This window comes from uncultured Formosa sp., from assembly GCF_947500765.1.
In the GTDB taxonomy this organism is placed as follows: Bacteria; Bacteroidota; Bacteroidia; order Flavobacteriales; family Flavobacteriaceae; genus Formosa.
In genome coordinates, this window is sequence record NZ_CANMTH010000006.1 from 197,010 (window position 1) to 210,017 (window position 13,008).

A 13,008-nucleotide genomic window follows, 5' to 3' on the forward strand; every position below is an offset into this window, starting at 1 on the left:
CTACACCAATTTCCCTTTTTTAAACTGGTCTAAAAAGCGTATCTTTAGATTATACGCGATAGTAATATGAAAATTTTATTTTATCTAATTATAATTAGCTTTTGTTGTATTGGTTGTAATACCAGTAAAACTGCTGTGGTAAAATCTAGCTATAATTCAGACATAAAAATTACAGAAAATGATACCGTACGTATAGAAAACGATAGCCTTGAGTACGAAATTATTATTATAGAACCTGGTTTTAATAGTTGGCTTACAAGTACGGCAAAACCAGAAGGTTATTACTCTCAAGAATATTTAGAATCGAAAAATTACATTCTAGTAACCGAATGGAATAACAGAGTTTCTAATCCGCATCGGTACGATCCAAATTTATACGAATTAAGTATAGATTACAGACCAAATGTAGACTATGGTTACGAAGTTAATTACAAAATGTATAATTACTTTATTTATTTTCAGTTAAAATACAAACAAAAATTGTCTGGTTTTGTTCCTAGAATTTAATATATATTTGCAGCTGTAAATATTTATGGAAAAATTCAAACAACATTGGGAAATTACAAAAAATTGGCAATTCTTATTTCCTATTTTAGGGTTTCTGGTTCTTATTTATAGTGCCTTTAAAATTGGACGTTCAATTTTAGGAAACAATAACATAATTCTTCTTGTTATATCTACCGCTATCCTTACTTTTATACTCTTAAAGTTCTTTCTTTTTTTATTTAAAAAATTAGAAAACAAATGGGTCTTAGATTATAAATGGGAAATGATTCGTGTATTTATGGTATTTGCTGTTACAGGATCGTCGTCACTTTTTATAGGTCGACCTATTATAAAATGGATTGGTATAACTAAAGATAATTTAAATCCGTTTTTGTATTGGACACTTTATATTCTTTTAGGAATATTGTTTTATCAAATACTTCTTGTGTTTTTCGGATGGCTATTTGGTCAATTTAAATTCTTCTGGAAGTTTGAAAAGAAAATGCTACGCCGTTTTGGTTTTAAACGATTTGTAGATTAATATGAGTAAACTAAAAAAACATATCGTTTTTAAGTTTTTCACTCTAGTTTTAGTGTTAACACTCTTAACACCAACTCTTGTGAAGTTTAACCATGTGTTCGAACACCACCATCGTGAACTTTGTCATGGAGAACAACAAACACATTTACATACAGCAAATGTAGATTGTGAATTCTACAAGTTTCAATTAAATCATCTTTTTACAATTCCAGAATTTATTGCAAATACCCCTTTAGTTGAAGAAAATCATCAACTAATAGCATCGCAATATTATTTTTTAAGTGATTATCAACAACTTCATTTTTCATTAAGAGGACCTCCTATTTGTATTTAAAAATAGATTTTTACTGACTAAAAACCAGTATTTTATAATACTTTAATACAAATACAATGAGATTATTTATAATTATCTTATTATGTTTTATAGCAACTCCTGTTGTTTCCCAAAACATAATAGAAGGTCGTGTAATTGATAACACGACAGAATTACCTTTACCGTTTATAGACGTCTATTTTCCTCAGCTTGAAAAAGGAGGTACTACAGATGAAAACGGGCATTTCAAAATTGAAAACCTACCAACAGGATCATACAAATTAGTATGCTCGTCTATGGGTTACAAAACTTACGGACAAATAATTTCTATACCTTATAAATCACATCTTGCAATTGCTTTAAATACATCGGCTATAGAAATGGAAGAAGTTATTGTCTCTACACCATTTCATAAACTACAACGCGATAATGTTATGAAAGTTGAGCGCGCAAAAATTGCTGATTTAAAAGCAAGTGGAGCAGTAACACTAGCACAAGGAATTTCTGATATAGCTGGAGTAGAATCTATAACTACAGGAATGAGTATTGGAAAACCTGTAATTAGAGGACTAAGTTCCAATCGTGTTTTGGTCTACACTCAAGGAGTACGATTAGAAAATCAGCAATTCGGAGACGAACATGGCTTAGGTTTAAATGATGCAGGAGTAGAAAGTGTTGAAGTTATTAAAGGCCCAGCATCTTTACTTTATGGTAGCGATGCTTTAGGTGGTGTTTTATATTTAAACCCTGAGCGTTTTGCTAACCAAGACGAAACTCATGCCGATTTTGGAGCAAGCTATTACGGAAACACTCAAGGTACAAGTGCAAATGTTGGTTATAAAACTTCTGGCAATGGTTTTAAATTTTTAATTCGTGGAAGTGCAGCAGAACATGCCGATTACGATACAAAAGACTACCGTGTTACAAACACCCGATTTAAAGAAAAAGATTTAAAAGCAGGTTTCGGATACCAAAATACTCGTTTTAAAACAGAATTTAGATATAATTTAAACGACTCTAAATTGGGTATTCCTGAAGAAATAGGAATACAATCTACAGATAAAGATCCGTTATTACCATATCAAAAAATTACCAATCATGTCTTTAGTTCTAAGTCTAATATCTTTTTCGATAATTCAAGTTTAAATGTTACTGTTGGATATTTATATAATGATAGAAAAGAATTTGAAGAAGAACACGATCATGATGAAAGTGAAGATGAAGACCATGAGGATGAAGATCATGATGAAATCTTAGATCCCGCATTACACATGAAACTTAAAACCTTTAATTACGATGTAAAATACAACTTACCAACTTATGGTAAATTTGAAACTATTATTGGGGTTCAAGGAATGAATCAAATAAATACCAATTACGGAGAAGAAACTTTAATTCCGAATGCAACAACCAATGATATTGGTATATTAGCAATGTCTCACATCCATTTTAATACTGTAGACATACAATTAGGAGGTCGGTATGATAATAGAAACATTTCTACAGAAGATGATTTAAACAGAAGTTTTAATAGTTTTAATGGTGCAGCAGGTATAAAAACTAACATTACTAAAAAAATTACTTTACGCTTAAATTTAGCAACCGGATTTAGAGCTCCAAATCTTGCCGAGTTAACTTCATACGGATCTCACGAAGGTACAAATCGTTTCGAAATTGGTAATGCCAATTTAAAAAACGAGCAAAATTTTCAAACCGATTTAGCATTAGAATATAAAAACAAACATCTAGAATTTTTTGCTAATGGTTTTTACAATAGCATTAATAATTACATCTATATTTCTCCAAATGGTGAAGCAATAAATAACGATCCTGTGTATTTATACTTACAAGATGATGCTGCTTTATATGGTGGTGAAGTTGGTATTCATTTTCATCCACATCCTATTCATTGGTTACATTTTGAAAGTAGTTTTGAAACGGTTACTGGAAAACAAGATGGTGGAACGTATTTACCTTTAATTCCTGCAAACAATTTTAATAATACAATTCGAGTTGAATTCGATAATAATTGGATAGAAAAAGGATACGCCTTTGTTAAACTAAGCAGTACACTAGCACAAAATAATATTAGCGAATTTGAAACAGATACAGATGGTTATAATCTATTAAGCGTTGGTTTTGGAGGAGATTTACAAGTATTTAAAAACACTTTAAACGTGAGTATCTCAGGAAGCAATCTTACAAATAAACGATACATCAATCATTTATCCAGATTAAAATCAGATGGTATTTACAACATGGGCAGAAACCTTAGTGTGGGCTTAACTTATAAAATATAAGCTAAAGCACATTTTTTATACCCCCAAAAAAAAGACACTTATATAAGTGTCTTTTTTGATTTTAATACTTTATTTTCATTTTTATTAGCACTTAAAACATACGTGTAAAACCACATTAATGTAAATGTTGGTATAACATCTAAACCAGGCATGGCTTCCTCTAAAAATGAAATTCCAGCAGCTATTTTTCCTTGTTGTCCTTTATACAATTTGGTCATAATCCAAGCCGAAGCAGGCGCCCAAATAATATCGGAAAATTCTCCTATTCCTGGAATGATAAAACTAGTATACCCTACAGCATCTAAAAGAATACATAAGGCTAGTTTTTTATAATTTTTGGTCTTAGGCATATATATTAGTATTTATAACTACTTATTATCAAGAAATATACCAAAAATAAATTATGACAAATCTGCACTTATTAACTTTAAAAACTCATTTCTGGTTTCTATCTTTTCAAATTGACCACGAAAACCAGATGTTGTTGTTACAGAGTTTTGTTTTTGTACACCTCTCATCATCATACACATATGGCTTGCTTCAATAACTACAGCTACACCTTGTGGTTTAAGGGTATCGTTTATGCAATCTAATATTTGCTTGGTTAGACGTTCCTGAACTTGCAATCGTCTGGCAAATACATCTACAATTCGTGGTAATTTACTTAGTCCAACAATATGCCCATTAGGAATATATGCAATATGTGCTTTCCCAAAAAAGGGTAACATGTGGTGCTCGCAAAGAGAATATAACTCGATGTTTTTTACAATTACCATCTCATTATAAGATTCTTTAAACATTGCACTTTTTAAAATTTCTGCAGCATCTAAATCGTAACCTTGAGTTAAAAATTGCATGGCTTTAGAAGCACGTTCTGGTGTTTTAATTAATCCTTCTCGCGAAACATCTTCACCAATATTCTCAATAATATTTTGGTATTGCGATTTAATTTCGTCTGTAATTTCAATATTGTATTCTTCGTAATGCTTGTAAGACATAAGTCGTCTGATTTTAATTACATCAAAGATATAGATTTTAATGTTGACTCTTTCAATTTATCCTTTAACCAATTCATTTCTATAGGAAGTAAAACAATTACATTATAAACTCATACTAACTTTTAATAAATTATAATACAATTTGTAATCTGTTTGAATCAAAATCTATTTAATTTTGTGAGATTACTATTAAAGTATTACTTTACTCATCTTAATTACAATGCATGATTCAAGCAAAAAACATTCATAAATATTACGACGACTTTCATGTTTTAAAAGGCGTAAATCTTCATATTAAAAAAGGAGAAATCGTATCTATAGTTGGGGCTTCTGGAGCTGGAAAAACAACACTGCTTCAAATTTTAGGCACATTAGATACCCTCTCAAAAAAGGAAGATTGCGAGCTCATAATCAATGGAGTAAATATTCAAAACTTAAAAGAAAAAGGATTAGCGAAATTTAGAAACGAACATATTGGTTTCATTTTTCAATTTCATCAATTATTACCCGAGTTTACGGCCTTAGAAAACGTATGTATTCCAGCATATATAAAAGGCATAAAAACAAGTGAGGCTGAACCAAGAGCTAAAGAATTATTAGATTTTTTAGGATTATCTCATCGTCATAACCACAAACCAAACGAACTGTCTGGAGGAGAGCAACAACGTGTTGCTGTAGCACGTGCTTTAATAAACAATCCAGGTTTAATTTTTGCAGACGAGCCTTCTGGGAATCTGGATAGCGAATCTGCAGAACAATTACACAATTTATTCTTTAAATTACGCGAACAATTCGGACAAACCTTTGTTATAGTAACACATAATGAGGAGTTAGCCAATTTAGCCGATCGAAAATTAGTAATGGTAGATGGAAATATTACAATCTAAAATTGAAACTTATGGTGCAATTTTAAAACAGTACCTAAAGTTTATTAAGCAACCAGAATTAAAGGAAGACAAAACTTTATTTGAGGGACACTCTAAAATTAACGTTTTTGTTACGGCTTTAATTGTCGCTTTTATCTTAAATATTGGTTTTACCATCCTTTTTTCAATCATTGAAGCTTTTGGACTTGTTAATTTTGACAATCATGCTTCTGCACAATTATTTGAAGATTATCCGTATTACGTCGTCGTATTATTAGGTGTAGTCCTCGCTCCTATTTTAGAAGAATTCTTTTTTAGAGGTCCACTGACATTATTTAACACGAAGCATTATATATCTGTATTTTATTTTTTTACTCTAGCCTTTGGTTTTGTACACATTACCAATTTCGAAATCACTAGAAATGTATTGATACTATCTCCAATTCTTGTGGCTCCACAAATTATTATAGGTCTATTTTTAGGTGTTATTAGAATACAATACGGACTAGGCTATTCTATGCTATTTCATGCCATTTATAATGGGATATTAATTATTCCAGCCATATTTTTCCTTCCTGAATAATGAATAAAAAAGAACTAAAAGAATTCCTAGATGCTAAAGTAATAGAGTACAATAATCCTAATTTTATTGACAGTGATCCAATTCAAATTCCGCATTTATTTACTCTAAAAGAAGACATTGAGATTTCGGGTTTTTTAACCGCTACCATTTCTTGGGGAAACAGAAAAAGCATCATTAAGAATGCAAAATATTTAATGGAGTTACTAGATCAATCTCCTTACGATTTTGTAATCAATCATTCTGAAAAAGATTTAGAGACTCTAAAATCGTTTGTACATCGTACATTTAATGGAGACGATTTATCTCAGTTTATAATAAGTCTGAAACATATTTACACACAACATAACGGTTTAGAAGCTCTATTTGCTAAACATGCTGTTACAAATTCTTTACAGCCAGCTATTCACGAATTTAAGCAAGTGTTTTTTGAAAACGAACATTTACAACGTACACAAAAACACATTAGCGATCCTAATAAAAATTCAGCAGCAAAACGCATTAATATGTTTTTACGTTGGATGGTAAGAAACGATAATGCTGGCGTAGATTTTGGAATATGGGACAAATTATCTCCATCACAACTCTCCTGCCCTCTAGATGTGCATTCTGGTAATGTTGCAAGAAAATTAGGCGTGCTTACAAGAAAACAAAACGACGGTAAAGCTTTAACAGAATTAGATCTTGCATTACGAAAACTAGATAAGACAGATCCTGTAAAATACGACTTTGCACTCTTTGGCTTGGGTGTGTTCGAAGGATTTTAAACTACACCTTTTCTATATTTATAAATCGATATCTTTTAACCTTTAAAAACCCAACGTTATATGAAACACTATTTTTCTATTCTTTTTATCCTTTTTACAATATGTACGTTTTCACAATCTGTAAAAACACCTATAGATACCATGGTGGTAACTACACACATAACCACTATTAAAAATAAAAGTATTTCATACACAGCAACAACAGGTATGCAACCGGTTTGGGATAAAAAAGGAGATCCTATTGCGTCATTGTATTATACCTATTACGAACGTAACAATGTTAAAGACAAAGCCAACAGACCTTTATTAATTTCATTTAATGGTGGCCCAGGTTCGGCTTCTGTTTGGATGCATATTGCTTACACAGGTCCTAAGGTTTTAAATATTGATGACGAAGGTTATCCTGTACAACCGTATGGCGTAAAAGACAATCCGAATTCTATTTTAGATATTGCAGATATTGTTTATGTAAACCCAGTAAATACAGGATATTCTAGAATGATTCCCGATAAAGAAGGTAAACTACCTGAACGTGACATCTTTTTTGGAATAAACGCAGATATTAAATATTTAGCGGCATGGGTAAATACTTTTGTAACTAGAAAAAACCGATGGGAATCGCCTAAATATATTATTGGAGAAAGTTATGGAGGCACACGTGTTATGGGATTAGCCAAGGAATTACAATCTAAACAATGGATGTATTTAAATGGTGTAATTATGGTATCTCCAGCAGATTACCAATTATATAGTACTAGTCAACCTATATATTCTGCTTTAAATTTACCTTATTTTGCTGCAACAGCATGGTATCACAAAGTTTTACCTCCAGAATTACAACAAAAAGACTTATTAGACATATTACCCGAAGTTGAAAATTACGCTATAAATAACCTCATGCCTGCAATTGCTAAAGGTGGATTTATTTCTGAAACTGAAAAACAACAAGTCGCAAAAAAAGTAGCTTATTATTCGGGGTTAACAGAAAAAGAAATATTACAAAGTAACCTAGAAGTACCTAATAATTATTTTTGGAAATCCTTACTACGCGATGAAACAGGCCAAACTATTGGCCGTTTAGACTCTAGATATTTAGGAATAGACAAAACCGAAACAGGTATTTCTCCAGATTATAATGCTGAAATTAGTTCGTGGTCGCACTCCTTTACGCCTGCTATAAATTACTATATAAGAGAAGAACTAAATTTTAAAACCGATTTAAAATATAATATGTTTGGCGATGTTCATCCTTGGGATCGTAGAAACAATAATGTTAGAGAAGGTTTAAGAGACGCTATGGCACAGAACCCGTATTTAAAAGTCCTTATCCAATCTGGATATTACGATGGCGCAACAACATATTTTTCTGCAAAATATACCATGTGGCAGATTGATCCAAGCGGGAAAATGAAAGACCGTTTTACACATAAAGGGTATAGAAGCGGACATATGATGTATTTGAGAAAAGACGATTTAATTTCTGCGAATGATGATATTCGTGAGTTTATTAAAAACGCTTCTAGCAACGGTAAAGCAGCTAAATACACTACAGAGTAATAGTTTTAAATTTAGAACTTAATACTACAAAAAACGATTGGTTATACATGTAACCAATCGTTTTTTGTTTTATATAAACTTATCTGATTAAGTTTGTTGTGTCATTTGTATTCACACATTTAAAAAAGGCTAAACACCTCACTCAATTAACTTCAGTATTACAATGTATAGAATTTATAAACTGATTTCTATCCTTTATTTAAAGAAGTCTTTTAAACAAAAAAATCCAGCTAAATAGCTGGATTTTTTATATTTATAAGATATAAATATTACTTCGCAATATTTACGGCTCTTGTTTCTCTAATTACAGTCACTTTTACTTGACCTGGATATGTCATATCTGTTTGGATTTTTTGTGAAATATTGAATGATAAGTCAGATGCATTTTGATCTGTTACTTTTTCACTTTCAACAATTACACGTAATTCTCTACCGGCTTGAATAGCATATGCTTTTTTAACACCTGTGAAACCGAAAGCTATATCTTCAAGATCTTTTAAACGTTGAATATAACTATCTAAAACTTGACGTCTTGCTCCTGGTCTTGCTCCTGAAATAGCATCACACACCTGAATAATTGGTGCTAATAACGATTTCATTTCTATTTCGTCGTGGTGAGCTCCAATGGCATTGATTACATCGTCTTTCTCTCCGTATTTCTCAGCCCATTGCATACCTAAAATAGCGTGAGGTGTTTCCATGTCTGCTTCTGCATCTGGCACTTTACCTATATCATGTAATAAACCAGCACGTTTAGCTAATTTTGGATTCAATCCTAATTCTGCTGCCATAATTCCACAAAGCTTAGCAACTTCACGCGAGTGTTGTAGTAAGTTTTGGCCGTAAGACGAACGGTATTTCATACGTCCTACCATTTTAATAAGTTCTGGATGTAAATTATGAATTCCAAGATCGATTACCGTACGTTTTCCAACTTCGATAATTTCTTGTTCAATTTGTTTTCGTGTTTTCTTAACAATTTCCTCAATACGTGCTGGGTGAATACGGCCATCGGTGACTAATTTGTGTAACGATAAACGTGCTACTTCACGTCTCACTGAATCAAAACAAGATAAGATAATTGCTTCTGGCGTATCATCTACAATAATTTCTACACCGGTTGCAGCTTCAATAGCACGAATATTTCGACCTTCACGACCAATAATACGTCCTTTAACATCATCACTTTCAATATTAAATACAGAAACACAATTATCTACCGCTTCTTCTGTACCAATACGCTGAATGGTATTTATAATAATTTTTCTTGCTTCTTGCTGTGCTGTAAGTTTAGCTTCTTCTAAAGTTGTTTGAATATATGCTAAAGCATCATTCTTTGCTTCACCTTTTAAAGACTCTACTAATTGTGATTTTGCTTCTTCTGCAGATAAACTTGAAATAACTTCTAATTGATCGATTTGACTTTTATGAAGGCGCTCAATCTCTTCTTGTTTCTTATCTAAGAAATCTAATCTATAATTGTAATCTTTTAATTTCGCATCAAACTCTGCGTTTAATTTTTTGTTTTTAGAAAGTTCGTTAGACACTTGAGACTCTTTATCTCGTGTACGTTTTTCGGCATCTGCAATCTTCTTATCACGGCTTAAAATTACTTTTTCGTGTTCAGATTTTAGTTCAATAAACTTTTCTTTTGCTTGTAATATTTTATCTTTTTTAATGGCTTCACCATCTACGTTAGCATCTTTTATGAGTTTTACAGCTTCTGCTTTTGCATCAGAAACGATTTTTGATGCATTATTCTTTTCTAAAATTCTGGCTATTACAAAGCCTATTATTACGCCTAGTAGCGCTCCTCCTGCAATTAATATAATTGAGTTCTCCATGGTTCAGTTAGTAATTATTAATATAAAAAAAAGCCTGTACTGGTTTTATAGTTTTGTATAAACTCCTTAAAAAAAAGTTTAGGGCTAACAAGCTGATCAAGGATCTGCCCAAACACCGAAAATAAATTCAGTATTAGCAGCATGCTTTTACAACTTAAACTCACCCTCTTTAAAGAATTAACGTTGAGTTTATCAAAAAAAATAACCAATACAGGCAGTAACTTTGTTTATTTTAAAGATCGTTAAGAATTCAATTGGTCTTCTAATAGGCGGTTTAAAGCGTTTAACTTCTCCTCTACATGTTCACTAATTGATTCTGTATCTATTTGTTTTTGTTCTACTTGAGACGCAAACTGTAAAGCACACATGGCTAAAACATCTTGTTTATCTCTAACAGAATAACTTTGCTCAAATTGTGTTATCATAGCTTCAATTTCTTTCGCTGCCTTACGTAACCCCTCTTCTTGCTCTGGAGCAATTGTTAAAGGATATACTCTATTGGCGATAGAAAGTTTAATTTTCTGCATCTCTGACATAAATCATTTTATGATTACATTATTCTGAAAGTTGTGAAATACAATAATCTATCTCTCTAACTAATGAATTTATTTTAAGCTTTGTTTCCTTTTTGTTATCGTCACTGCCAAGCATACTTTTTGCAATTTTGAGTGCTTCATATTTTTCTACCCAAGCTTCAATTTCTTGTTGATTATTTTGAAGGTTGTGCTGAGATTGTTCTAAATCCTCTTTTAATTTAGCATTTGCTTGCTGTAACGCATCAACTTTGCGCAGCATCTTGCTAATTTTATCTTCTAGAGCATCTACAATTTCTTCAATATTACTCATTTACAATTACCATACTTATCTCACAAAGTTAACATACCTAGTTAAAAATAACAATTGTTTTGGATATAAAATTTAAAATAGTTTCTTGTCTCTCATTTTCAATATGATGAGAGTCTAATGTAATATTATACTTTGCATATTGACTTCAAATAATTACATTAGTGGCTCAATTTTAATATATGAGAATTCCCTTCCTTTTATTCTTCTTAATGCCTTTTGTCTTGTTTTCACAAAACCCTTATCCTCAGGATTATTTTAATAATCCGTTGGAAATTCCTATTGTTTTAGCTGGAACTTTTGCCGAATTAAGATCTAATCATTTTCATTCAGGAATGGATATAAAAACACAACAACGCCAAGGATTAAATGTATTGGCTGCTGCAGATGGTTTTGTAAGTCGTATTAAAATCTCACCTTTTGGTTACGGTAAAGCGCTATACATAACTCACCCTAACGGATATACAACCGTGTATGCACATTTATCTAAATTAGCACCCAAAATTGAAGCCTATTTAAAAGAACAGCAATACGAGAAGCAATCTTATGCTATAGAATTGTTTCCTCCCATTAAGGCACTATTAGTAAAACAAGGAGACGTTGTTGCCTATAGCGGAAATACAGGTAGTTCGGGTGGACCACATTTACATTTTGAAATTCGAGATAAAAACGAGCACCCGTTAAACCCAATGTTATTTGGTATAAACACAAAAGATACAAAGCCACCTTTAATTAATAGTTTATATGCTTATCCTATTAGTAAAGATGCTCAGATTAATAAATCGAATAGCAAACAAAAAATTAGACTTAGAAAACAAGCCAATGGTAATTTTATTGCTGAACCTATTCAAGCGGTTGGAAAAATTGGATTTGGAATTGAAACTGTAGATCAGCAAGATTTAGCATATAATAAAAATGGTGTGTATAACATACAAACCTCGTTTAATGGAAACCCTAATTTTGAAATAGATTTTACATCCTTCTCATTTTTAGAAACCAATGATATTAACCGTTTAATTGATTACGATATTTATAAAAATGAAAAAGATCACATTCAGAAATTATTTATAGATACAAATAACGAATTAAGCTTATATAAAAACACCATAGATCATGGGTATTTAACCATTGTAGACAGTACTTCGGGTGTATATAAAATTAAGGTAAGTGATTTTAAAGGAAATGAAAGTTTGGTTACAGTAGCAATAGACGGAAAAAAAACTTCTGATGTTTTAACAAAATCGCCAGCCGTTACTCCTTATTATATATACGAAAATAAAGCGACAACATTGGCTGAAGAAAATGTAACGGTAAATATTTATAAAAACACCTTTTACGACGATTTCTTTGTAGACTTTAAAGTATCTAACGACACCTTACAATTACTACCTATTGGACATGCTGCTAGAAGAAACTTTAGAGTTGCTTTCGATATTTCTAAATACAACGAAGCAGATAAAAATAAACTTTTTATTGCAGAATTAGTCGGCTATAAAAAATGGCCAAGTTATAACAATACCCTTAGAAAAGATAACACACTGTTTACTTACACAAAAGACTTAGGCTATTACACTTTAGTTTCAGATACAGTGGCTCCTACTATTAATCCTCTTAACTTTAAAAACAATCAATGGCTAAGTAGTTCAAAAACACTTCAGGTTAAAATTGAAGACGATATGTCTGGTATATCAGATTATAGAGCAACCATAAATGGAGAATGGATTTTAATGGAATACGAATATAAAACCAATGTATTAACTTACAATTTTAGCGACCAGAAAAGTATTGAAGGACAAAACGATTTTAAATTAATTGTAACTGATAATGTAGGAAATAGTTCTACTTTTGAGGCTAGTTTTCATAGAAAATAAATGAATATATTTTTAAACCACAAACGTTTCATATTAAACGTA

The 13,008-nt window shown here is 31.4% G+C and carries 14 protein-coding genes and 1 other RNA gene; 9 read left to right on the top strand and 6 right to left on the bottom strand.

The window, feature by feature from the left end; all coding sequences use genetic code 11:
* Positions 1-66 precede the first annotated feature (66 nt).
* Genes Q1B05_RS12550 through Q1B05_RS12565 form a run of 4 tightly spaced genes read left to right on the top strand, consistent with a single transcriptional unit; the run spans position 67 to position 3,640 of the window.
* Positions 67-507: a DUF6146 family protein gene (locus tag Q1B05_RS12550; protein WP_299781172.1), complete on the top strand. Its 441-nt coding sequence runs from the start codon at positions 67-69 to the stop codon at positions 505-507.
* A 25-nt stretch (positions 508-532) separates the two neighbouring features.
* Positions 533-1,027, top strand: coding sequence for a DUF6787 family protein (locus Q1B05_RS12555; RefSeq protein ID WP_299781174.1), 495 nt, complete (start codon positions 533-535; stop codon positions 1,025-1,027).
* A 1-nt stretch (position 1,028) separates the two neighbouring features.
* Complete coding sequence (locus tag Q1B05_RS12560) at positions 1,029-1,361, top strand: hypothetical protein (protein ID WP_299781176.1); 333 nt, start codon at positions 1,029-1,031, stop codon at positions 1,359-1,361.
* Positions 1,362-1,417: 56 nt separating this feature from the next.
* On the top strand, positions 1,418-3,640 hold the full coding sequence (locus tag Q1B05_RS12565; RefSeq protein WP_299781178.1) for a TonB-dependent receptor: 2,223 nt from the start codon (positions 1,418-1,420) through the stop codon (positions 3,638-3,640).
* A 38-nt stretch (positions 3,641-3,678) separates the two neighbouring features.
* On the opposite strand, the gene Q1B05_RS12570 is transcribed toward Q1B05_RS12565, so the two are convergent.
* Entirely contained in the window at positions 3,679-3,990 is a 312-nt protein-coding gene (locus Q1B05_RS12570; protein ID WP_299781180.1) for a hypothetical protein, read from the bottom strand.
* A 51-nt stretch (positions 3,991-4,041) separates the two neighbouring features.
* Positions 4,042-4,638 (bottom strand): GTP cyclohydrolase I FolE, encoded by a 597-nt coding sequence (gene folE, locus Q1B05_RS12575; protein WP_299781182.1) that lies wholly within the window; start codon positions 4,636-4,638, stop codon positions 4,042-4,044.
* Positions 4,639-4,862: 224 nt separating this feature from the next.
* Between folE and Q1B05_RS12580 the strand changes: the two genes are divergently transcribed.
* From Q1B05_RS12580 to Q1B05_RS12595, 4 genes are read left to right on the top strand one after another with little or no spacing between them, the layout of a single operon-like run.
* Complete coding sequence (locus tag Q1B05_RS12580) at positions 4,863-5,525, top strand: ABC transporter ATP-binding protein (RefSeq protein ID WP_299781185.1); 663 nt, start codon at positions 4,863-4,865, stop codon at positions 5,523-5,525.
* Positions 5,506-6,087, top strand: coding sequence for a CPBP family intramembrane glutamic endopeptidase (locus Q1B05_RS12585; protein ID WP_299781187.1), 582 nt, complete (start codon positions 5,506-5,508; stop codon positions 6,085-6,087). Before Q1B05_RS12580 ends, Q1B05_RS12585 begins: the two co-directional genes overlap by 20 nt.
* A complete protein-coding gene (locus Q1B05_RS12590) occupies positions 6,087-6,851 on the top strand; it encodes a TIGR02757 family protein (protein ID WP_299781189.1) in 765 nt (254 codons plus the stop codon). The genes Q1B05_RS12585 and Q1B05_RS12590 overlap by 1 nt, the downstream gene beginning before the upstream one ends.
* Positions 6,852-6,911: 60 nt before the next feature.
* Positions 6,912-8,408: a carboxypeptidase gene (locus tag Q1B05_RS12595; protein ID WP_299781191.1), complete on the top strand. Its 1,497-nt coding sequence runs from the start codon at positions 6,912-6,914 to the stop codon at positions 8,406-8,408.
* A gap of 269 nt (positions 8,409-8,677) precedes the next feature.
* Here the strand turns inward: Q1B05_RS12595 and rny are convergent, their stop codons facing one another.
* The 4 genes from rny to Q1B05_RS12615 all read right to left on the bottom strand — a co-directional run bounded on the left by rny (position 8,678) and on the right by Q1B05_RS12615 (position 11,098).
* Positions 8,678-10,252 (bottom strand): ribonuclease Y, encoded by a 1,575-nt coding sequence (gene rny / locus Q1B05_RS12600; RefSeq protein ID WP_299781193.1) that lies wholly within the window; start codon positions 10,250-10,252, stop codon positions 8,678-8,680.
* A gap of 59 nt (positions 10,253-10,311) precedes the next feature.
* A non-coding RNA gene (gene ssrS / locus Q1B05_RS12605) (6S RNA) lies at positions 10,312-10,441 on the bottom strand.
* A gap of 53 nt (positions 10,442-10,494) precedes the next feature.
* Complete coding sequence (locus Q1B05_RS12610) at positions 10,495-10,788, bottom strand: cell division protein ZapA (protein ID WP_299781195.1); 294 nt, start codon at positions 10,786-10,788, stop codon at positions 10,495-10,497.
* Between the two features lie 19 nt (positions 10,789-10,807).
* The gene (locus Q1B05_RS12615; protein ID WP_299781197.1) at positions 10,808-11,098 is read right to left on the bottom strand and encodes a hypothetical protein; all 291 of its coding nucleotides are present in this window, start codon (positions 11,096-11,098) and stop codon (positions 10,808-10,810) included.
* A gap of 179 nt (positions 11,099-11,277) precedes the next feature.
* Here Q1B05_RS12615 and Q1B05_RS12620 point away from each other — a divergent pair, with 179 nt between their 5' ends.
* Positions 11,278-12,966, top strand: coding sequence for a M23 family metallopeptidase (locus Q1B05_RS12620; RefSeq protein ID WP_299781199.1), 1,689 nt, complete (start codon positions 11,278-11,280; stop codon positions 12,964-12,966).
* Positions 12,967-13,008 lie beyond the last annotated feature (42 nt).